The sequence below is a fragment of the Neobacillus citreus genome (assembly GCF_018343545.2).
Taxonomy (GTDB): domain Bacteria; phylum Bacillota; class Bacilli; order Bacillales; family Cytobacillaceae; genus Neobacillus; species Neobacillus citreus.
Window position 1 is genome coordinate 37,875 of record NZ_JAGYPE020000009.1, and the last position, 23,745, is coordinate 61,619.

At 38.5% G+C, this 23,745-nt stretch carries 15 protein-coding genes; all 15 read right to left on the reverse strand.

All coding sequences use genetic code 11. From position 1 onward, the window contains the following. Positions 1 to 21 precede the first annotated feature (21 nt). The 15 genes from KHB02_RS07295 to KHB02_RS29895 all read right to left on the reverse strand — a co-directional run bounded on the left by KHB02_RS07295 (position 22) and on the right by KHB02_RS29895 (position 23,653). Positions 22 to 2,838: a DNA methyltransferase gene (locus tag KHB02_RS07295; protein WP_213145783.1), complete on the reverse strand. Its 2,817-nt coding sequence runs from the start codon at positions 2,836 to 2,838 to the stop codon at positions 22 to 24. 16 nt (positions 2,839 to 2,854) lie between these two features. Beyond that, positions 2,855 to 6,556 carry a DUF6079 family protein gene (locus tag KHB02_RS07300; protein ID WP_213145782.1) on the reverse strand — a complete coding sequence of 1,234 codons (3,702 nt, stop codon included), beginning with the start codon at positions 6,554 to 6,556 and terminating at the stop codon, positions 2,855 to 2,857. 18 nt (positions 6,557 to 6,574) lie between these two features. After that, a complete protein-coding gene (gene brxF, locus KHB02_RS07305) occupies positions 6,575 to 7,027 on the reverse strand; it encodes a BREX-3 system P-loop-containing protein BrxF (RefSeq protein ID WP_213145781.1) in 453 nt (150 codons plus the stop codon). A 148-nt stretch (positions 7,028 to 7,175) separates the two neighbouring features. Next, on the reverse strand, positions 7,176 to 9,665 hold the full coding sequence (locus KHB02_RS07310) for a pPIWI_RE module domain-containing protein (RefSeq protein WP_213145780.1): 2,490 nt from the start codon (positions 9,663 to 9,665) through the stop codon (positions 7,176 to 7,178). A gap of 2 nt (positions 9,666 to 9,667) precedes the next feature. Further along, complete coding sequence (locus tag KHB02_RS07315; protein WP_241113762.1) at positions 9,668 to 12,742, reverse strand: pPIWI_RE_Z domain-containing protein; 3,075 nt, start codon at positions 12,740 to 12,742, stop codon at positions 9,668 to 9,670. After that, positions 12,739 to 13,779 carry a restriction endonuclease-related protein gene (locus KHB02_RS07320; protein ID WP_213145778.1) on the reverse strand — a complete coding sequence of 347 codons (1,041 nt, stop codon included), beginning with the start codon at positions 13,777 to 13,779 and terminating at the stop codon, positions 12,739 to 12,741. Before KHB02_RS07320 ends, KHB02_RS07315 begins: the two co-directional genes overlap by 4 nt. Before the next feature lie 20 nt (positions 13,780 to 13,799). After that, on the reverse strand, positions 13,800 to 14,750 hold the full coding sequence (locus KHB02_RS07325) for a helix-turn-helix transcriptional regulator (protein ID WP_213145777.1): 951 nt from the start codon (positions 14,748 to 14,750) through the stop codon (positions 13,800 to 13,802). 207 nt (positions 14,751 to 14,957) lie between these two features. Continuing rightward, positions 14,958 to 15,497, reverse strand: coding sequence for a thermonuclease family protein (locus KHB02_RS07330; RefSeq protein WP_213145776.1), 540 nt, complete (start codon positions 15,495 to 15,497; stop codon positions 14,958 to 14,960). A 112-nt stretch (positions 15,498 to 15,609) separates the two neighbouring features. Beyond that, positions 15,610 to 16,038 carry a hypothetical protein gene (locus tag KHB02_RS07335; protein WP_213145775.1) on the reverse strand — a complete coding sequence of 143 codons (429 nt, stop codon included), beginning with the start codon at positions 16,036 to 16,038 and terminating at the stop codon, positions 15,610 to 15,612. A 67-nt stretch (positions 16,039 to 16,105) separates the two neighbouring features. After that, positions 16,106 to 17,401 carry a replicative DNA helicase gene (dnaB, locus tag KHB02_RS07340; RefSeq protein WP_213145774.1) on the reverse strand — a complete coding sequence of 432 codons (1,296 nt, stop codon included), beginning with the start codon at positions 17,399 to 17,401 and terminating at the stop codon, positions 16,106 to 16,108. 4 nt (positions 17,402 to 17,405) lie between these two features. Further along, a complete protein-coding gene (locus KHB02_RS07345) occupies positions 17,406 to 17,738 on the reverse strand; it encodes a replicative helicase loader/inhibitor (RefSeq protein WP_213145773.1) in 333 nt (110 codons plus the stop codon). Continuing rightward, the gene (locus KHB02_RS07350; RefSeq protein WP_213145772.1) at positions 17,731 to 18,510 is read right to left on the reverse strand and encodes a conserved phage C-terminal domain-containing protein; all 780 of its coding nucleotides are present in this window, start codon (positions 18,508 to 18,510) and stop codon (positions 17,731 to 17,733) included. Before KHB02_RS07350 ends, KHB02_RS07345 begins: the two co-directional genes overlap by 8 nt. A 582-nt stretch (positions 18,511 to 19,092) precedes the next feature. Continuing rightward, positions 19,093 to 19,299, reverse strand: a complete 207-nt coding sequence (locus KHB02_RS07355; RefSeq protein WP_213145771.1) for a hypothetical protein — start codon at positions 19,297 to 19,299, stop codon at positions 19,093 to 19,095. Positions 19,300 to 19,901: 602 nt separating this feature from the next. Beyond that, the gene (locus KHB02_RS07360) at positions 19,902 to 21,173 is read right to left on the reverse strand and encodes an McrC family protein (RefSeq protein ID WP_213145770.1); all 1,272 of its coding nucleotides are present in this window, start codon (positions 21,171 to 21,173) and stop codon (positions 19,902 to 19,904) included. Continuing rightward, complete coding sequence (locus KHB02_RS29895) at positions 21,170 to 23,653, reverse strand: AAA family ATPase (protein WP_213145769.1); 2,484 nt, start codon at positions 23,651 to 23,653, stop codon at positions 21,170 to 21,172. Before KHB02_RS29895 ends, KHB02_RS07360 begins: the two co-directional genes overlap by 4 nt. Between the last annotated feature and the right edge of the window lie 92 nt (positions 23,654 to 23,745).

Here is a 23,745-nt window from a genome sequence, read left to right on the forward strand (position 1 = left end):
TCTTTTCCCCTTGTCTTTGGCTTATAGTCCTAGCCTGATTTGAGCATTATCGTAATACATAAGCAGCTTATCATCCTCTTGAATCACACTTTCAGGAAGACGATCACCAACTGTCACAATTTTTTGGTAATCCTTATCGCTCCATGCCTTTTTAAATCCAGCTCGAATTGCTTCTGTACGGAATTGTTTCAGCTTTTTCTTACTTTTTTCAAGCTCTTCAATATAACCTTCAAATTCACGTAACAGTGATTTCTCACGCAACTTCTCCAAATCTGCTTGCTTGTTTGGATCAGGAACATACCAGCGATTCAATGCCTTTTCTTTCAACTTTGCATCATCATTTTCTAAGCCGCGTAAATCTTTATAGTTTTTACGAAGATAGCTTGCAATTTGATCAGGAACGGAAGCTTCACCATCATAGCGAAGGAAATTTTGATATAGTAAGTCATCCAACTCCGGTAACATTTCATGTTTTGCAATGTGTTGAATCTCCTTCATAAAGCTTGGATGTAAGTCCTGACGAGTCTGTGGTTTTTTCAATAATTGCTGACGTATCCATTCAATTGCACTTGTTTCATCGGAAACAAATAAACTCATTTGGGCAAATTCTTTTACTAGAATTCGTTTCTTATCATATTCTGCAACCTGCTTCTCTAAAAACGCCATACCATCTCTCATCGGAAATCGCTGGGCAACACCTACCTGGAATTCTCCAGAAGAAATCGGAACAGGTAATCCATTTTGTACATGATATGCAACCATTCGGTCGAATAAAATACGCGGTGTGCGCTCCGATATTATTTGAGCTTCTCCTTTAATACCAATAAATACAGGTAATTGTTCTAAATGTTGTTTGACAAATGTCCAAGCTGATTCTTCCGTGTTTTGTTCCTGTTTCATTTTTTCAATATTTTCTTTTCTTGGTTTATAGGCTGATATAACTAAATCTTGTTTTACTGCAGTTGTTGAGGTAACTGCTTTAAAGCTGCCAAACTTTTTATCTAACGCTGAAACATTTGCAATAATAAATCCTGCTTTTTGTATCGATTCCTGAATGGAATTCCAAACGGTTGCTTGGGAATTGCTAAACTCAACAGTCATCCAATGGCCTGGTTTAATCACCCGATAATATTCTTTAAATGCCATTTCCATTAAATGCTGATAATCTTGTAATTCTTTTTGTTGTACATTATTTACAATAGCTTCAGATTGATTATTGGTTTGAACTCTTAGCCACGATTCCCAAATGAAATTAAGCTCTGAATACATTAGATTACTACCAAAAGGCGGATCCGTAAAAATATAATCAACAGAATTGTCATTTACAGATAAAGAAGTTGCTGATCCACACCCAATTGCTGAGAGATGATGGCAATTATAGGAGGCTTTTTTTATATCTCGTAGTTTCCTTGGTAAAACATCGAATATAGATAACTCCACATTTAAAGAAGAAACAAAAAGTGTTCCAGGTAATCCTGGCGTGCCTCCTGGCTTAACAGGTTGATATCGTCTCATTTTATTAACATGAATATGAATAGATGACAAAATAAACAGTAATTCCGTATGCATGTTTGATTGTTTCAATTTATGGAAAAATGCTGCTAACGTGACTAAATTACGCTTAGTGTAAAAATGATGAACATGGGTATAACCATGACTTTTTAATGGCTGTGCTGTATTGTAACCTTTAGGCATTAAATTTGTTGGATACCAATATGGAGAAACAATAGAATGTAATTCATCAATTAATTCTAAATCCAAGGCATCAGGTTTTTTATTAAATCTTTTCTTATTAAAAGTATAATTAATTAAAACAGGTACTTGTTTGGCAAGTTGTATAACCTCGTTAGCTTTATTATCAAAACTACTTTCATACACTCGATTCAGACTTCTTTTTGATAAATTAATCTTGCAATAAGGACAGTCAAAGTTATCTTTTACTTTCCCAGTAGTGTCTTCTACAGCTACTTCAAAAAAAACTAACTCTGACTGACAATTTGAACAAAGAAAAACATCGCTCCAAATGATATAATTAATGATTCCCTTCTTCTTTGCTTCAACCTTATGCTCTATATCTTCGGGAACATGGGCAGTTTCATAATATTTTTTTAATTCAAGAAAGACTTCATCCATTATTTTTTTCATTTCTAATTCAACAACATCAAAATTTTTCATATTTAGGTTATAATTCTTGCTAATGAATGAAGCTGTAGGGGATAAATCATTTAGAATGGTCTTCCTACTTCCTAGTTCAGAAATACAATTTTTTTCTTCGTCATAGATTAGGTTATGATTATCTATGTAAAGACCTAAATCCTGAATGGCTTCTTTATCACCACATAATTGTGAAGCCACTCCAGTCATTCCTGTTCCCGAAAAACCATCTAGTATAATATCTCCTGGATTCGTGTAATTTAACATGTATCGCATAATTGCCTTGTGTGGTACTTTAGTATGGTAACTATGAGCATAATAAATCGGATCATTTTTCCCCTCTGTAACATCCGCAGCAAATGGCTCACGATTATACTCTTCATCCGTCTTCTTACCATACATTTCAACTTTTTCTTGTTCCCATTCTTCAATAAAATCATTAATCCATGGATTGGGACATGCTGTATAATACGGCGGGTCCGACAACGCAATAATATCTTCATCATTCCCGATTGGAAATCCTTCGATATCCCTTAGTTCTGGCAGCTTCTTTCTCAATTCATTTTGGAAATACAATTTCCGCTCTTCATCGTTCTTAAAAGTCATACCCAAACAGACAACTGGTTGGTTGTCTGCCTGAGCACTTTCAATCATAAACGAAAGCTGGTCTGTTTCTTTTGTCATTACACTTTACACCTCATTATTTTTTCAACATCACACGTATACGGTTTGTCGCTTGATTCCCTATCGTTTCTTGAATCATTGCCTCAAATCGTTTACGAAGTTCTTCTACTGTCAAAGGACTTCCATTTGCCATCATGTTGGTAATTTGGTCCATTGTTATTTCTACTTTATTAATCCCTTTTAAAAGGTCGTTGATTGCTTGAATCAAACGTAAGTCAATCGGCATTGTAAAAGACTGCTGTGCGATGAATTGTTGTACGAGCTCCTGCTGCTCTGGTCTTATTAATGCGATGTTTTCCTTAACTGATGGATCATTAAAATTATTTAACAGCGTATTGGTCCAGTTATTTAGCAATTCACCTAATTCATCTTCCAATGTCTCAAGCTTAAACTGATTGATAGCTGTTTCTTCCTTTGGTCTAAACTTACAATGCGGACATGTCGCTGTATGTTGTAAATCTTCACGTTTCAATTGATAGCAGACTCGTAAAGAATCCATCTTGTTTTGCCAATTCGCTAATACCTGGCTAGGAAGAATTTCAATTTTTTGTGCTATTTCCCTTAAAGCTTTTAAACGCTGATCATTTAAAAGACTACTTTTCTTCATATCTTCTGTAGCATTAAGTCTAGACTTATCATGAAGTTCCATATATAAACGAATATATTCTTCTTTTAAGCCTTCAATAGCTCGAACTTCATTACTATAGTCTCGTCCTTCTTTTAGTGCAACTGAAAGGTCATATAACGCGGTTTCAACTTTCTCATTCCATTCATGGTTTCGATCTAAATGCAGCTTCGCTTGAGCAAGATAATTCGCCACATTTGTATATTCTTTAACCTTCGCTTCTAGTCCTTCTAATTTATCTAGTGCATGTATATGATCAGCTTGGGCTTGAATATCACCTGCTGAAAATTTAAGATTATGCAATTTAGCTGGTGTATCATACCGCTGAATGCCTTCTAAAAACTCTTTCAGTTCCTCTAAATGCTGTACATACTCTTGGACTTCTGTTGTCGTAAACAAAGTTCCATCCCAAATTGGTAAACCTGTACGAATCGTTGGAATCATGCGGACTACTTTCTGAACTTTATCACGAGCATATCCAACAACTAAACGTATACCATGTGTTAAGTTTACCTCCTCAAGATTTGGAATCTGCACATTGAATAGATTAAACAGTGCATTGATTGCCGCAACAGGAAGTCCACTTGGTTTTTTTACATGACTAAAGTATGTAAGGTGGCCTAGTGGTACTCGAGAAAATTCTGCAAAGTTCATAGCATCATACGATTTTCCATTTACAGTAACCACTAGTTCCCCACCGTATACTAAAGCAGCAAGTACAACGACGAATAACTCGGGTTCCATTTTATATTGAATGGTATATCGAACATCTTCTGTACCTTTAATGGTAACCGTTTCTAGTAATTCATTTACATTTAAAACTTGTCCATGTTCTTTCTTATCTAACTCATCGAGTACCCATCTAGCGTAGCCAGACTGACGGACATTTAACTTGCCGTTTTGATCAAGTAGGACTAATCCGTCTAATATTGCAGTTCCCTGTCTCGTTTCTTTACCCGAAATTTGTTGCAATGCATCTGACACATATGTCGGCAAGTTTTCCTTATTTAAATAAGTAGTTTGTAGCTTTCTAAATGTTGGATAATCGGGATACTTTTCTTCAAACCAATCTGTAAGTAAGCCTTCAGAAACAGAGTTTACAATTTCAATGACAGTCGCATTGGGTTGAAGGAATATGCCAAATTCTAATATGTTGGCAGTTTTTCCACGATAAGTAATATCAAAAACATGCACGAAATTTTCACTTAACCAAGTAACAAGCTTTTTAAAGAAAGAAGCAGATTTTGACTCATATAATCGTTTTGTAGCAGATGTAGCTGAAATCTCCATCTCTCTTGCACCCGCATATAGCTTCAATAAATGTACAAATTGTTCATCCTTAGCAGAAAGGGTAAAGAACACTTCATCCGATTTTTGTTCATCTTTGAATTTCATTACACTAAATGGCTTTAGCATGTAAATATAGAAGTCCCTCTCTGGTTGTGCTGTTGAGCGTTCATTTGGAGCTCCAAAGAATAAATAACCTTGACGGGTTACTTTATGTGCTTCCCATGGGAGATTGTGCTTCCAAATTTTATATCCTGTCACGTATGTGTTTTCCGCTACTTGTGTTGCTTGCTTAAGTACTTCATAGTAATAGCTATCCAACTTATCGTCTTCAATCGTTTCTGCCTTTTGCTCAATCAAATCATCAACAGCAATATCTTTTTTCAAATCTAAAAAATACTGTCCATTGCTTTCATTCGTAGAGATGTACTGGAAACTAACTGTTTTTAAAATCTCACGCAATGCAGCCTCAACTGTTGTTTTCAGAAATTCTGACGGATTATCATCTTCTAGCAGCATGTCCAAGCTCATTGTAGAGTATAAAAACAAATCATCACGCAGCTCATCAGGAGTCAAGCCGACCTTGTCAAAAATATCACTTGTTGCCAGACGATATACAGCTAATGCGTTAACAATTCGAATAGCCATTGGTTGATACATTTTTTTGGTAAAAGCATTTTGAATACGATCCTTCAAAATACGGGATTTGTCTAGGACTTCACGGATATCTGGATTACTTTTATATGAAGGGTCTTCCTCAATAAATTTCCAATAGCTGTCGTAAGAAATTAGACCCGGTGCTCCCTCTGGAACATTTTCTTCAAGTATTCTTTTAATTTCACTACTTATCGTTTTTAATGCCACCCGCTTCTCAGCCACGTTTACCTTTTCAAAAGTAGATAAGTATGCGGGATGAATAGGAAATAGATTTACATATGTATCTAAATCTTCATTTAAACGATGATACAAAGAAGTAAATTGACTTAAGTGTTCTCTTATTAAAGCTTTCTGTTTTTCATCCTTCTTAAGCAATCGCTGCGATACAACGTAGGCGATATCCTCTCGAACGATACGAACTTGTTCAAAACGCTCTTTTACACGACGAAGTGAATCAGCCACGAAACTAAACTTCGGATTGTCAAACAGCATTTCTTGAATACCCGCAATAAAACGTAAACGTGTCTTGCTGCAAACTTCTCCGACTTCGCGCAAGAACCCAAGATCCAATGTCAATTCCTGTTCTTTACGACTTCTTAAGTAATCTAAAAGCTCATCCACTACAAGTAAGAGCCCCTGTTCAGGATATACTTCATGGAACAGTCCTATCATTTCTGTTAACGAATCTTTGTTGTTCCGCACTTGGTCTACAGGGGGAAACTTAAAATCCACTCCCATATCATAAAGACCTTCTTCTATTGCCTCACACAAGATATCACGTAAAGAAGTACGAACACTGCCAATTTCTGTACGAATGACTTTGAATTGTCCTTCAATCTCCTTGGCCTTTTTAGCAACTCGTTCATCTTGAATATGATTACTTGCATCTTCTAACTCTGCAATTGTTGAAATGACACTCATTAAATGCGATTTACCTGTTCCATAGTTACCGACAATAAACAATCCTTTATTGTCAACTTGTCGATGGAATTGAAGTTGTTCTATAACTGCTTCGTCTAGCTGTTCAGACATTCTTTCTGAAATAACATATGTATCAATTAAGTGAAATGCTCGTTCCTTATCATTTGCATCTGTTAACTGAATTACCGACTCAATTGGTTCAAACTGGACTAGATCACGATATTTCATTTATTTCTTCCCCCTTTATTACTTCACTACGATTCCGTCGAATTCTTTGCACTCATAATATTCAGGATGCCCGGGAACGGCATACACAAAACGGTTACCGTCGTAACTGCCTTTCCAAGAAACGACCAGCGTATAGTTCCTGCTAAAAGACTGCAAAAGTTGAATGACATCTTGTTTTAACGTCGGATCAAACAATACCTCAATATGCTCCAAGCAAAGTGTGATGCTACCCGCATTTCTTAAGACTTCACTTAGTAGGTGATGAACTCTGCCGGCCATCCGTTTATTTGGATACTCTTTTAATTTCTCACTTAGCAACAAGCTTATATTTAGAAACGGTATTCCTAAACTTTCAGCAGTTTTTTTAACAGCGTTTCCCTTTGGATTCTCACAAACCAAAATCATTTTATAATATTTAGATGAGATACTTTCTAACTCATATTCGATCTTTCTCACCAGATCCGTACTCATAGTAACACCTACAAATTTTAGTTCTTTAGTTTCATTCTACATAATTTAAGTGTATTTTTGAATTGTTTTCCAATAAAAATGATAACTAGGGAACTAAAATGGGAAAAGCACCAAGCTTGGTGCCTCTTCCTCTTGATTAATATTAATGTTACTCAATAAATGAAAATGCAAGTTGGGCATTTTCATCTTCAATAATCCACTCCTCAAAAACATCCGGATCATTATTCTCAAATTCATCCGCCAACACCGTCATGTATTTCTTAATCGATTTCATAATATCCAGTGGATAAGGCAAAATTGTATGAAATGAATAGGCTATGTTTAATTTTCTTAAATGATGTCCCATGATGGCTAATTGATCTCGTTCTTCTGCGTTTTCAGTTCCTAGTGGTATTAATTCTACTGACTGCTGGTGTAAAATTTGCGTTTTGGGGTTATAGAATTTTTCCATACCTAAGGTGGAGGCCTGCATATTATCTGGTCTTGAACCTATAGAGTAATAGATTCCAGCTTTATCTTTAAAGACCCCCATCCTTCTATTTTCTTTTACTTTACCATTAGGATTAATACGGTATTGCGAAACGTCATCTGTCGTATTGACCCTAATCACTCTAATCCTCTCGTTAGCATCGGGATGTTCCAGTGTAAATGGCAACTTGTGATAATCAAGCAATGGGTTTGTCAGTTCTGCCCATTTTTGATTTCTTAATTTTGCATCTAGCAAAATCACTAAATTAGAATCAAATTCACCCAAGCAGTTTTCTATAGCTCGGTTAAAGAATGACATATATCTCTTATGTGAATCATTCTTTTTAGTTGCCTTATTTAATAAGGAAGATAAGGATAATTTCCCTGATGCAAGCAATGCTTCATTAACAGATAACCACTCATTTTTGCCAAATAGTCTAATTTTGACTTCATTTTGATGCAATCTGGTTACAACGGGAAGAAAGACTTCCTTTTTGCGCCCCTTTGAAGTTCCTTTAATTATTCCGAGTCCTAAATAGATTGTATTTTCGTTTAAATTACTGGCTCTTGCCGGGAGAAATCCATGATCCATTAATAGGTCAAAAAAACTGTTCACAATCCTAGATTTGGCTTTATCTTCACTTTCCTCATGTTCTAACGGATAGATAAATTGTGATACCCTGCCGGCAAAGGCCAAACCATCTCTGTCAGCTTTTTTCGGATCTGTACCAGTTTCATAATTGTCCTTTAATCCGATTTCTACTAACGACATTGTCGGCAAGTCATTCCTCGTTTCAGACGCTGCCATTTTCTCTATCCATCTTACTCGCTTGTCATATGCTTTACTGTCTTGACCTGAATCAAGTGCTTCAGCAAGCTTTCCTGTATGGCGGGAGAAAAATTCCAAATTTATGGCGGGCTCTGCATTTAACCGATAGGTGCCATCAAAATTTTCAAAGATAATTTCTTGTAGTAAATAAGTATTAATTACCTGATGGTAAAAATCCTCTTCACCCCAAATCTCAAGTCTAAGAATACTTCCAGAAGCGAATGAGTGCCGTAACGGGAATCGGTCATTTCCTATCGAATCATTACGACTCAAAATATTGGTACACGGTTTTAGTGGGCTTAATTTTTCAAATATATCCTTTACAAGATCGAACAACGCCCATTTCTCAGGCAAGCCAATCCCATTGACAACTTTGCTAAGATTATATTTCGATGTAAATATCAAGTCGCTGTAGACCGCAAATGCCAATGGATTAGTACTTTCCATAAAAACCATTGGATCTTTTATTACTTGTTCCGGTTGGAATGGACATCCTAAAAGATCAGCAAACAAGGCATCAGTGCCTTCTGCCCAGGCAACCTGTCCAGATTGTTTTTTATATTTTAATTGTGCATAAGACAATGGTTGCAAACAATCGCTAGTAAAAGGGTCTTTTATTGATATTAATATCGATCCCTTCCGCTTGTAATGGACATCATTTAGTTTCTTAATACCTCTTTGTAAGATTCTACGGATACCAAAGCTTACATTTAAGATGGATGGTTCCGGCAATCCGCCCCTTGTTTTAAGTGAGAAACGAATCACATAGGAAAATGCTCCGCTTTTCTCCTTATTCTTTACTGGTTTAGACATGCACTCATGATTCCCGTTAAAGTAAACATGATGGAAAATTAGATTCCTATTGGTTCCGTTTGATAGTTTTAAATTACGGGGCTCCGAAGCAAATTTTCTAGCCATTAGCCCCGGAATCCAGCCATACTTCCATTCTTCCTTTTTATACTCTTTATATAAATCACCCATTCTAGACGACTGCCAAAATAGAGGTGTATATTGGATTTCAAATGGCAGTTCCTCAAAAGTGCAATCATTTTCTTTCGCAATCCAGTTTAAGCAAATTAACTTGATGATTTCAGAATCTACCTTTTTATCGGCAAGCAGCCACGGTTCATTCGCTACCCAACTCACATGAAAAATAGTTGAAAAAACCGCTTGAAGCTTCTTCCCTAAATTTCTCGGTTTCCATTTTAATTTGTAATCGTCCTTATCCATCTCCAGAAAATTTCTCCAGCTGGCGGGGAAATGTAAATAATAGACTTCTTCAGTTTCAAAAACAGTTGTGTCTACCTCAAAACTAAATAACTCCAATACATCATTTGCCATGTCTAAAAAACACCCACTTTGTTAATAGTTCCTATGCTTCTGGAAAACGGACCGTACAGGCTTACAAATAACGAATCATTTTCACTCTCTGACATAATTTTTTCCCAGTACTCCAACAATGAAGGTTTTCCATTTGGTTTTTCCATGTATTTTGCATCACAATAAAATACTCGAGCATCTTTGCCCCCACGAAGCAAGCGTCCAATTAACTGCCATGTTGGGATAAAGGTAAACCAGGCGAGAACTGTTCTTTCTTGGTCGGTAAGGATTGACCAATAATCAGGCTTACGGTACATGTCCTCAAACTTCCCCCTACTTTTTTTCCTTATTTTCCGCATTGCCTCCGCATAGGTTAGGTTATTATTTGCAATTTCTTCAAAGTAGAGAGGCAAGTTCCCGTGCAAGATTTGCACAAAATAACTAAGATCATTGGGAACCGGATATGGTCTAATTAAGAAAAATGCTGAGCCAAATAAAGCGCCATTTCCATATTTATCCATGATGTTATACCCGCGGCTGATTGCCAGCATAGGGGCAACTAAAATATCGGCATTCTCTAATGAAAATTGCTCCACCCTAGACCGCGGAAACCAAATTTCATTTTTCTTATCTTTTTGTGATAATAGCCGGTATCTTCCTTTCCATTCTGGAAACTGTTCTAAAGCAACCCCCACTATTTCCACATCATCATAGGAATTGACGACTAATAGGACCTTCCTCTCTTCCTCTATTTCCTTCCAATAATGGAGTTCAGCTCGAATTTTTGAAACAATTTCTTTGACAATCACTTGCAAATTGCTATGCCTTCTCCCTTGTTGCTGAACTCCTGATACCGGTATTAACTTCTCTCCGTTTTCAGGATCCCTAATTTCTATAAAATCTTGGGTCAATCTTGATGGTTTTCGTGAAGATTGAATAAACCATTGCGGTTCCACCTCGATATGGTAGTGAAGTGATTTTGGTGCATAACTTGTTCCCGATAGGAGGATGACCGTAGGACCTTTCTTCCCATCCGCTGCTTCATAGAGATAGGGCCACTCGTTTAATAATTGTCGCCCAACTGCCATGTATTGAATGATTTTAAATTCTCCGGTATCGATTCCTTCCTTTGTTTCGTAACGGTAACCAAGCATAACGCCTGTCATCGCTTCTTTCATAAAAGGGCGAAAATCCTTTATCTGCGTCAATAATGGAATTTCCACATTATTATTTAGGTAGTGTTGAACAACTGGGTAAAACTGTAGAATCCACTTCATGGCCCGCTCAATATGGGCAAGGTAGACAAAGAATTCAATCTTGCTATAAAGTTGGGATGCTTTATTTTTTTCAGGAATACTGCCTCCCAACTTGGAGATCCAATTATTGATTAATGTCTGTTTATCCCGTTGAGATGCCAAATTAATTAGACCATGTAGACGATCGTCCAAATTTACAACACTAGTATAGGTAGAATTTCGGACAAACTCTCTCATTTCCTCTGCCATTTTCTCCTGTAGTTTCTCATCATCAGAAAGGTCCTGACTGATCTCAAAAATTAAATAATTTAAATAGATTACCTTATTTCTTAACGATTCTCTTAGAGTAGTAGATTTTTTAATTTCAGCATAAAGGCTCCAAACCGATTCATGCAAATGGTCCAAATTTTTGCCCCATTGGGTAAGCAGGTCATTATCTGCCAAATCGTAGTTCCCCTGCAATGTTTCATTCAGCTGACCGTATAACTTCTCAACCAGATGCTTTGGGTTTCCGAATGCAGAGTGCTCTTCCAGAAAAGCCTCGTCAAATTGCTTTTGAACCTGGTCTGCTTCATCAACAAAAATGACATCCAGTAAATCATACATTGCCTCGTATAGTAATCTTTCTTGAGGGTCAATCGTAACTGGCAGCCTACTATGCAATACTGCTCCAGGAGTTGTCACCCAGACATCCGCATCCAATAGTTGCCCCCATTCCTTGTATATTCCACAATGTGAGGTTAAGGGGCATTTTTTGGGGCTTCTATCATCCTTTTGTTTGAGCGACTTACATGGATAATGCCTGGAACCATCATCATTAACATCTCCTGCTAAAGCTTGAATTGTACAGATATCAGATAAATGAGAAAGAGATTCGTAGTTAGTTATTTCATTTAATGAAGTAACTGGATTGCTTAATAAATAGTTTTCTAGGTGCAACCTTCGATTTCCACGCCCAACTAATGAAACCACTTTTAGTCCCAATTTGCGTAACTCGCTTACTCGATCCAAGACTTGGGCGACATTACCTTCCAGTAAACCTACTTTAGCCTTTTTGGTTTTTACAAGCCAATAGGTGTTCATCGTTCTAAATGTCGACTTTCCTGCAGCTAGTCCTCCGCCGATGTGTTGGACCCCTTCGTAAACAAAAGTGGATTGTTCGCTTCTAGATTTTAATAGTAATGGAGCTACCTTGTTCTGCCACTCATCCTTACCCTCTCCTAGGAGAGTATCCATTTCCTTTGCGATTTGCATCCAATCAAAAGATAGATCAAAGGCAATAGATTTTTTTTCACGATAATGCGGCAAATGACTATTCATAAAAACCCATTGACCTGGAATTTCACCTTGAAACTTTTGTTGAATATTATCCTTTCGTCTTATATAAGAAAATTTTCCCGCTTTTGCAAATTCCAAATCAGTGGTTTTTCTAGAGATTGGCTGTGTTAATATATTTTCATAGTCTTCTTTACGGTTAGGATCATACCTTGGGGTTAAAAAGGATATGATACCCTCATCCGTTCTATCTATTAATCTGTAAATTGATGGCAGTTCAAAGTAGTCCTCCATTTCCCTTTCCCAAAGTGATTGCCCAGTAAATTGCGAAAAGATGATTCTTAAACGGGAGAGTATACTTTTATCGGCTCCTAATGGCACAACCGGTTCATCGTAACCGGTAAGTAATGACCATGCTTCCCCCAGTTTTAGATTTTTGTCTATGAGATTGCATCCTACTGCCATTAGTTCAACATTGATAATTGTGGCTGTCCAATCTTCTATTTCAGGAATCTTTTTTAATCGGTTTTTTATCGGAGCTGTTAACTCATGAGCCGTTTTCCTCATTTTAGCCTCCATTCAGCCTCTTTAATGGCTTGTTTTTCTGACACTATATTGAAAAGCTTGGTTTCATTATTTTGCAGTTGCGATTTAACGGTATCTAAATAGCCGGGGAAGAGTTTAACCCGGTAATCGGGGACAACGTACCAGATCTCGTCTTCTAATTTATGAAGGTTCCTATTAATATATTGGGCTAGTTGGAAAGGGCTCCGGTAATCCTTTACATCCATGAATATCCTTTTGTCATTTGCCTCTGCTTGAATGTCATATTGGTCGACATTTGGATACAAGGTGACCATTAGCCCCTTTTTTCTTAATTTTTCTGCAAGCCTGATTTCAGACATACCAGGCAACAAAATGTACTTATGGATTCCTGGTATTAGCCTAAAGAGTTTCTGGTCCGTTTTTGGAAAATAATCCAAATCCTTAAAATCTCCTAAGGAATGGCAGATACTTTCTTTGTTGCAGCGCCAATGTCCATTTTTCCATTCCAAAGTCCAGCCGCAATGGGGACATTGTCGGTATTGGTCCACGTTTTCAATCTCCTTATAGCAAGCATGGAATAATTGTGCAAGCTCAACATCATTTAACTTGCTTTTAAGTTCATATATTTTGTGAAATGGAATAACTGCATGTTTCGGATTCGATAAAAAAGTCCTGATCTCACGATATTTGCTATCTAAAGTTAAATCCCGACAATAGAGTAGAATTCGTTTCATAACCGATTGTTCATATTCATCGGGAGATTGGAAATCTTCAAGAAAATCTTCCGCTTCGATGGTGACCCCTATCTCTTTGTCTAACAAACTGGCATCTGGTGGGAATAAATTTTGAAGGTTGGTGATCCCCCATTCCCCTGATGGCCGCTCCAGCAACCTTACAAAGTTAGGCAAGTCAATTGGAGGCTCTACTCCAGATTTGGCACACTCTCTGATAAATAACCGCTGTCCTTGGTGTACTTTTTCGGGGACTGTTTCTTTATTTTCTTCCCATTTTTTTAAGCCCGATATTAATAGAAAAAGCAGCTTGTATCGTCCTTCCATAGTAAAATCCTCCATATGTTTTATTTGTAGATATTGGTCCATCTTAGTAACTTTTCTTTCATCTCCGTCCGAAATTCTTTTGGATCAATAATCTCAGCATCCGGTCCGTATTGCATAATCCATTTCATAATTTCACGCTCGTCATTTACAGTAACCTCAAAAAGCAAGCTCCCATCGTGGATTTCAGTTAATTTTGGTGTTACATTAAATTCTTCTTCCTTAACATATCTAGCAACATCTTTACTAAACTTCACTTTAAACCGAATCAGTTTTTCTCCTCGGAGAATTGACCATGTGTTCTGCAAATACTTTTCCAAGTTTATATCGTCTTTTGTAAACTTTTGATTCAATACCTTAACATTATGGAACCTACTTAGACGGAAAGTGCGAATTTCATTACTCTTATGGTCGTACCCAATAATGTACAATCGGTCCTTTCGCGGCGTTAAAAAGTATGGATCAATCTTCCTTGCTGTCGTTGTATTTCTGCTCTGGGTATGATAAATCGCTTCGATTGTACGGGATGACAAGACAGCTTCACTAATTAATTGTAATAAATCGTTTTCTGAAGAAGATGCAGATGGTTTCCCACTCTGAAATACCCTTGAAATATTTGAAATTAATGTGTTTCTTTCTGCTTGTTCAGCAATATGAGTAGCCATTACTTTTTCATAGGCGGATATAAAAGCCTTGGTCTTGTACTTTTCACTTAGTAAAGCAGGGAGTAATGTAAATGCTTTTAGTTCTTCCTCATCCCAATTCAAAGGATACTGTTTAAAATTCCCAATAAACCTATAACCTTTACTATGGCCTTCGTTGGTTATAGGAATATTTGCTGCACTTAGCACCTCTAAGTCCCGATATATATTTCTCTCGGAAGTTTCGCAGATTTCGGCCAATTTCCTAGCCTTTATCCCTGGAGAGGCTTGAATTTTATTAATAATTGTCAATAATCGAATTAAGCGTTCCACAGATTATGCCTCCGTTTTGCCAGCTTATTACCTAAACTTGCATTTATTGTAACACATGTTTATGACAACGTATTGTCACGGAACATTTGTTTTGCAACTAAAAAAACTTGGTTAAAAAGCTTAACCAAGTTCCTACAAAGTTCCGTATTTAAAAAACCCTTTTAGCATTACCAAATTACATGCTGTATATCTCATTCCCCCCAGATACTATTCACACCCCTCAATCCCCCATTTCGTCACAAACCCACTCCGACTCCATATGTTTATTTGGCTGCGTCTTGCCTGATTCTCATTGTCTTTATTTAGATTCAGATATTTATAGGGTGGATCCATCATATAGCCCACTCGTGCCAATCCTTCTTTTAACAGCGTTTCCTGAACCGACTTCCCATCGACATAGACATAGGCCAACAACCTCCCGTATCCATCTCTTCTATTTCCCGGCTCCACTTCCAATGTAAGTGAGCCGTTCTTGACCAGCTCGTTATTCCGTTCAAACGCTTCCTTGGCATAGGGCTGAACACACCTGCCCGGCTTTTTCGATTCCGGTGTGTCGATTAACAAATAGCGGTCCGTTTCAATTTTTCCCATTACTCTTACTTTGATGATATCGCCATCGATTGTTTCCACTAAGGTAACTGGGAATTGGTCTTCTGGCAACAATCCCATTTCTGTTTGGCTGTCTTCATTCTTTTTCTGTTGGTTGAGACCCGGATTAATCTGTTCCGTCTCTGGAAGGTTTACCATGAACAGGGCAACTGCTGTCAGGAGGGCCGTGCCGGCTAGTTGTTTTCACATAATCTGGCCTCCCTGATTCCACACCCTCGTATTCTATTACATATTATCCTTCCCATCTCGGTCATGTGATTCCTTGCTCTTGTGTACAAAATGAATCATATAAGCTGCGAATTTTCGGTTTAGCAATGGATTCTGAAACAAATGGAATCAACGAGTGGTCTCCTACTTCTTTTAACTCAGAAAGCATAACCCGTTTTCCGCCATTTAGCTGCACGAATTTACCCCAGTCCTTTATGGCGACCTCTCTTGTTTCACGATTGTATCGAATCAACTCGTATTCCAAGCTGAATCGGTCTAGTAATGCTTGTGAACTATCAATCGAAACACCCAGTTCAAAAGCGATTAGTTTTCTTACAATATGATAGATTCCGATACCAGTCGCATGACGATTGGTTAGTAGATAAAGATAAAACGTCCTCTCTTCTACACTCATCTTTTTAAAAATGGGATGATCCCAAATTTCAACATTAATTCCTCTACGATTTCCCATCGTTAACACTTCCCTTTTCATTATTTTTTAAAAAGCTTTCGGCCACCTTGGTGGCTCCTACTTATGCCTAGAGGTTAACGAACGCCCCATATTGCTTGTTAAACCCAAGCTCAATGGTCCCGGTCGGTCCATTACGATGTTTTGCCAGGATAATTTCCATCTTATTTTTCTTCGGTGAATCACTGTTATAATAATCGTCACGGTACAGAAAAGCGATCAGGTCGGCATCCTGCTCAATTTGCCCGCTTTCGCGAAGATCCGAGAGAATCGGGTGTTTGTCATGTCTTGTTTCGACTCCCCGGCTGAGTTGCGATAGGGCAATGACGGTGACGTTCAGTTCCCTCGCCATAGTCTTGAGCGCCCGGCTGATTTCACTGATTTCTGCCTGGCGGTTTTGATAGTTTTTTCTATCGCCCTCAAGGAGTTGCAAATAGTCAACCACCATTAGCATCCGCCTTTGCTCTCCATATGCCCTGCGTGCTTTGCGGACCTTCGACCTAATATAAGCAACATCCATTCCAGCCCGGTCAAAGATATGCAGCTTTAGTTGTGACAGCTTTCCGATTCCATTGGCGAATTGTTCCCAATCATCCTCTTGGAACGACTGTTGAGGATTCCGCATTTTGATGCTGTCGATTCGACCTGTGCATCCGGTCATTCGCTTGATCAGCTGTTTCTTGGACATTTCCAGTGAGAAAATTAGGCTTACATCCTCTTCTGCCGCTTGGAGTGCCAAACTTAGAGCGAATGCTGTTTTCCCCATACTTGGCCGTGCCCCAATAATCACCAAGTCGGAAGCATGAAATCCTCCTGTCAGCCTGTCCAAATCATAAAAGCCGGAGTGGATTCCCACCATTTCGCCCTGATCCTGCTCGCACTCTACAAATAACTCCACCAATGATGAGGTGATCTCACCCGTGTCATCGTCAGTCTGACCTTCTGCAATACTCATCAGCTCATGGATTCCGTCTCTTACTGTTGTATCACTATCCTCACTGGCTGCCTGATACATTATTTTTTCGCCAGCTGATATCAGCTTTCGTTTATTGTCGTACTCCTTGACTAGTTTTTCATAGGTGTGAAAATTGGCTATACTTGGTACGCTGCCTGTCAATTGGGAGATATAGCTCATTCCACCCGCGTTTTGAATTAGCTCGATTCCGAGTTCATCGATTAACGTAACCAAATCTACTGGCTTTCCTTTTTCAACCAGGCTGCGAATGCCTGTATAGAGTAGTCGAAGCTCTGGAAAGTATAGCTGTTCCGGGAGAATAGCACACTCTTTTACTAACTCACTGTCGAGGAAAAAGGACCCGACAAATGCTTCTTCTGCTTCTTGATTATAAGGTTCAAATGGTCTCATCCTGCTACTCCCTTTCAATGCCCAATAGCTTTCTAATATTGGCCAGTTCTTTTTGCACGACTTCACTATTTGCCGGCACATAATGACGGGTAAGGATGACCTTTGTTTCATCGGGATCCGGAACAATCCCTGGAACACTGGACTTTATGTAAAGCTCGGACACTTTAGGCGGAAAAGGCGATTGCCGCACATGTTTCAGCAGATTCTCCTCCATATCGTCGAACGTTTGGTCTTTCACCGCGTCGTGCCAAAGATTCACTTTCTCTTGATCAAAACTAAACTGTTCATAAAACACCGATATCATTTTCAATAAGGCGAACGTTTCCCGCTTATTCATCTAGATCAAAATCCTCCTCGGTTAGTTCCTTTTTCCATAATTTTTGGTTGCGATAGGCCTCAAATTTCGAGCCAAATAATGTTTCCGGCCGCAGATATTTGCACATGACCGGGTCCTCCAGCCATTCCGCCGTTTTTAAATCGATTACTGCTTTGAAATCCTCCAGGGTAAATCCTTCTCTTGCCCTTGCTCGAATCAGCTCCTTTGTTTTCGGACTGCTTGGCATATAGGCTGCATTTGTTTTTTCATTCAGGTAGTGGATGACTTCGGCAACCGGTATTTTCTCTACTGCTGGTGATGGTGTTGCAGGCTGTGGCATGTATTCGTCACCGTTGTCATCCAACAACTCATATAAGTCGACTTGGGTGTGGTTTGGATCTGTTTCTGTTGCGGCGGTCTCATGATCGGCCGACTGAGGTTCCTCAGAAGGGTTCATTGGCTCGCTTTCTGTCAGTTCCTCCAGCCTTTGATAATCGATGGTATACCACTTGGTCTTATCCATTTTCGACCGATTCCAGTTCCCGGATAGCAGCAATCCTTGTTTTTCCAGCGAGTGAATCGCACGTTTAATGGTGCTTTCAGACCAGAACGGAAGCTGTTCCTGCCAATCTTTATACGTGTTGAATATCCACTTCCGGCCTTCAATGACATGTCTGCTGCCATGAACCCAATAATGGATTTGCTGCAGGATGACGGCTTCGTTCAAGCCAATTTTGACTGCCAGTGATGGGATAATCATCACCGGGTTTTCGTTGATCAATAATTTACTCACCCTATTCCCCTCCTCTTTTTCAATCGCCAATGGACTGGTTCGTCATGCTTGAAGGGCTGACCGATGCATCGGCTCATACGCTTCACCTTCTATATAGCGATTAGGACTTAAAAAGGACAGGGTAGATTAATAATTTTTTGTGAGTTTTAATTTTTATTTGTGGATAGGATGTATTTACTTGCGGATAATTGGGTTTTATTTGCGGTTTCGTATTTGCGGGACAAATATATATTTTTCTCTGTTGTATTCTCTGAAGTAATCTATGTGTAAATCTCTGGTATTGCTTGGTTCGGGATTGTTTCATCCATGATGCAGACTGAATAGGTGTACGAGTCATCCTGAGATACACATGGCTCAATCTGCATTTTACATCTGTTCCATTTGGGTCGTGAGCAGGTCAAGATGATGTTCGGGCTCTTTCAACTCTACACCCGCTCAAAAATATAAAAAAGAGCCAGGCACATACCAATTTACCGGTGTGACTGGCACTTAGTTACAGTTTTCAGTTTAATTTTCAACTCTTTTTTCAAGGTTGAATAATCTTTTGTCCATTTCAGTTAGTCTATTGTTAATATAATCCACTTAGGAATCAAGATTCTTCCTCTGTAATTTTAAAAGACCAATTACGTCATCTTTTTGTGAAACTTCGATTCTTTTAACCGTTTCAAATACCTGGTCAAGTTTATCTTCCATGTTATGCTGTCTATCATCTATACGTTCAAGTTTTTCTTCCATTCTTTCCTGTCTATCATTCATTTTTTCTAATAAAGCTAATATTTTGTTTTCCATTTTGTTCACCATCCATGAATCCATTTAATGTTTTTAATCGTTCCTTACTATTGTTTTAAGACGTGAATCCTTTCTAACACTTGCCGCACTATAAGGTAAATATTAATTTTTAAAAAAATTAGAGCTATCCTAGGAAAAGTTATACTTAAGAATTGTAAGTATCAATAGTGAGTCTTTTGTTGAGGAAAACATACTTAAGTGGATTTTGGTCAATGCTATTTTATTGAACAAAAAGTTTATTTGAAAACACCAATAGGAATTTAAACCGCAGAAGAGAAGGTCTTTCAGAGAAAATGCATGACATGAAAAAAGATCAGAAGTGAATAAAAGTGCAAACAATGTAGAAGCATGGAGGTAATTGCAGATAATTGAAAAACCTATAAATAGTATAGCAATGTAGGAGCATCTTTGAAATATTTTTTAAAAGATTTCAATAGATTGTAATATTATGAGTTGCTTAATGGCGTATTATTCGATTAAGGAGATTACAGCCGATTCTACTTAAACAAAACTCGCCGCAGGATTGGCGAGTTTCTAATTTGGGTCCAAAGAACCCACTTTATTTAATTTTCCTCTCCAGATTTTATATTTGCAATTATTCTTTATGATATAAGGTTTATGGCTATTTCTTTTAACTCGTCTACCTTCTTACTTTGAACGGCCTGCAAAACACTCTCAATGCCCAATGAATGTAAATGTAATGCACCTGGATAGCCTGAAAGAAGATTCAAGGCCAACCTTCTGCTTTTCATATCAAGGTCCTCTAAAAACCGGGGATAGATGATCGCTGCATCATATAATCCATCTTGGGCCATTTTGCGGTTTTGCGCATAAAATGCAAGCTGGAATACATCATCTGTATCGACACGCTTATTGCCATACTGTTTATATTTTACATCCAATACCTTGACATCTTTGGTCCGCTTATTTTCCACGAGAATGTCCGGAATGATGTCTCTGTATCTGACACCATCCAATTGGATTGCCTGTGTAATCCTTTTGCTTGCTGTGATTTTATATTCCATTGGTAAATACTTCGTGAGTAGCTGGGCCACAAACCTTTCAAACAGCTCGTTCATGTCGATTAAAAAGGAATAGTAAAAGTTCTTGCCGGTATAAAAGGTCTTGGCAGATAACCGCTCCCACAAATATCGACCGAGCTTATGGGCGCGTTCATAGTGAGCATTTAGTCGATGGTAGGAAAAGCTAGGCCACTCCGTTCCCTTATATTCGCTGCACAATTGTTCCAGTTGATACCGGATTTGATTCAGCTGTTGCTTTGTTCGTTGCTGCAACTTAATTGTTGTTATTTTTCGTATTACAGATAATAAAATTTGATTTTCCGCTACATCGGTGACCAATTCATCATAGTTGCAATAGATTTTAGTCGGGATATTGAAGTTCTGTTGTAAGTTTTTCCGGAAATGAACTCTCCCTCTTAAATTCGTTAGGTTGTCTGATTCCGTTACGTATTCTTTGATGATCCCAAATTGAAATACTTGATCAACCTCTTTCAGGAAAAGTCGAACGAGTATCTCGAGGAAATCGGATTTGTCGAGGGTTCCCAAGGAATCTTCCCATTGGTAAAAGGGAAGATCCTCAATAAAGGAAATCATATCGATTAGGTCGGTGAACCCTTTATTAAATTTCGGTTGGATGACAATCCGCATCTTGTCCAACTCAATAACCCCAACCCAGCTCTGGGTTTTGATCCGCAGCCCGGTTTTTAATTCATCAAAGTAAAATCTTCTCTCCCACGGTTTCGTATCACGGATAATCGAAGTCCTGGTTAAATAATCTCGTTCATCGGGAGTCAGTTCATAATCGGCAATCTGAATATCCGCATATTCACTTAAAATGAATTGCTGCTTCATAGGACCGTTCCTTTAAATTGCTTTTCTAACGCTTGGATAAACGCATCATCAGTACCATTGAGTAGTTCATTGTTAATATCCATGCCCTCGACATCGACAAAGTCCTCGCCAATGATTTCAGCCAGCTGGGCATAGTCATCAAAGCAATATTCCTGTATCAATGGTATGATTTCCAGCTTGAAAATTTCCTTGATTTCCTCAATGGAGGTTATCTGGTCTCCATCCTGCATAAAATACGCATGGCCTATTTGCTTGTCCCTTCCTTGCAAATGAAGCAAGTTCTGATTAATCGAACGTAATATGTCCGCTGGAGTAATACTTAATAGTGCAACCGGATGATTAATTAAATCGTAATTTGGCATGCATTCAATAAAGGCAAAACGGCGTTTGAGGGCAGCATCCATCATTTTTATGCTTCGGTCTGATGTATTCATCGTCCCAATGATGAAGATATTCTTCGGGATGCTGAAGGTATTTTTAGACTGCGGCAAGCGAACCTCTACCCCACGCTTATCTTTTTCCAGCAATGTAATGATTTCGCCAAAGATTTTCGGTACATTGCCCCGATTTAACTCATCAATAATAAAATAAAAACTCGATTCCCCATTTTCATGGGCTTTTTCTGCCAAGCGTTGGAAAATGCCTTTTTCCAGCTGAAAGGCTATAGTTCCGTTCTCTGATTGAACCGGCTTAAAGCCTTCGATAAAATCTTCATATTGGAAGGACGGATGGAAGGTGCAAATTTCCAAGTTATTCTGGTTCATTACATTTCCAAGGATTTCAGCACTGTCCGAATCCCCTATATCCATTAACGTTTCTGTGAGCCAATTTATGAATTCCTCTGTTACCTCAAACATCGACCCGCGATTACCCATCTTACCAGCTTGTGTAGACTTATATTCTTGCGTATCTTTATAATCATTGTAAGGTATTTCCTCCGTGAATTTCTGGAGACCTTTGACAACCATTTTTTCTCCGTCAAATTCTTCGGCCACCTCCGCAAGACCAAGCAGGGCGTTATTCGTTCCGCCGCCGCGATAAGCAAGGATTTTTTCGCCTTTTTGGGCCGCTCTGAAATTACGTTTCACCGCACCCAGCTCCCAATCAACTGTTCCACCGGTATCTAATATATCCTCCCAGCGAAAGTCAGCGGCGCGTTCTGAGGCAATCATAAGCCAGGTTTTCGCCGGATTTTCATTTTTCGGCTTCAATAGCTCATCCTTGTCATTTTTCCAAGTAATGTATTTGCGTGCCAAATAGGTCTTTCCGGTACCGGGCGGCCCATATAATATGACCTGCCCTTTTCGATTCAGCGCTTGTTCCACCATTTCGAAAAATCGTTCTTCCTCTGAAGTGTATTGTTTTACGGGTGCCCCCGGTTGGGTTGGAATCGCGGTCCACTCAAGAATCTGCTTTTTTCCAACCTTTGAAACTGTCTTATATCCCCAATATTCTTGCTTCGGAATTTCCAATGGCGGTTCAAATACTTGGTCCCATTTGACATAGACCACGTGCTTGTGTTTTGAAAGGTCGTTCCGATACTCATAGCCTTTGTCGGTGACGGTGCCAATCGCCAGAATTTGTGATTTCCCTTTATTAGCAATCACCTTGTCACCGTTTTTTAATTGATAAAATTCCCAAAGTTCATTGGCTTTTTCGGTATTTTTCTGTGGGGATGCTTGAAAATTATGCTTAGAAAATGCAGATTTAAATTCATCATAATCATTGAACTCATTTAAATCGCCGATTTCATCCCAGCCTATCGAAATATATTCGCCTTCCAGACACTCTTGCCAATAGGCAGCATCTCTTCCCGGGGCAATTTTTATGTATTGCTCCTCTCGCATGAACTCGTAATATAAGAAATTGGCAATGAGAATAGGATCGAATTCTTTTAAATCCTCATCTTGATCCAGCTTTTGCCTAAGCTTCACATTTAATTCGATGGAGTCTTTATTTCTAAGTTTTGCTTCATTCTCACCAAGCTCAATTAAGAACTTCCTTAAATGATTCTCATTATAGATCGTGACAAGCTTCTCCGGGTGATAAAGGTATAAAATTTTTCCCTTTAACATGTTGGCCCGATAAAAAAGATTGCTTTCGTCAATCCCTTTATAGGATTCACCATCAAAGGAATGGATTAATAGTTGCATATCCTCTTTAAGCTTTTGCCACGCTTCCTCGACATTTTGAAATTGACCAGGATATTGCCATTGGTTGTCCTTCTTCCGAAAATAAATGATATGTTTCGCTGCACTGCCACCCTTAATACTGCCTAAGGGAATCGTATTGTATTCCAGCCACCATCCAAACGAACCTTTTGCGGACCGGCCAAGAGCATACTGATCCAAGGTCATATTCGGTAGTTGCTCCAGTGGAAACGTTTCTAAGAATTCCTTATGTAATTGTTTTGCCTTTTTAACCTCTTCTTGTATTTCCGGCGTATTGTATTCGAGGATTTTTTCCTTTAAGCTTCGCACTCTATGTCCTCCCTACTTTAAAACTTTTTCTAATTTTGGTATATTTTCCTTTTACATTATACAATTTATTACAGTGCTATAGGTGATAAAAA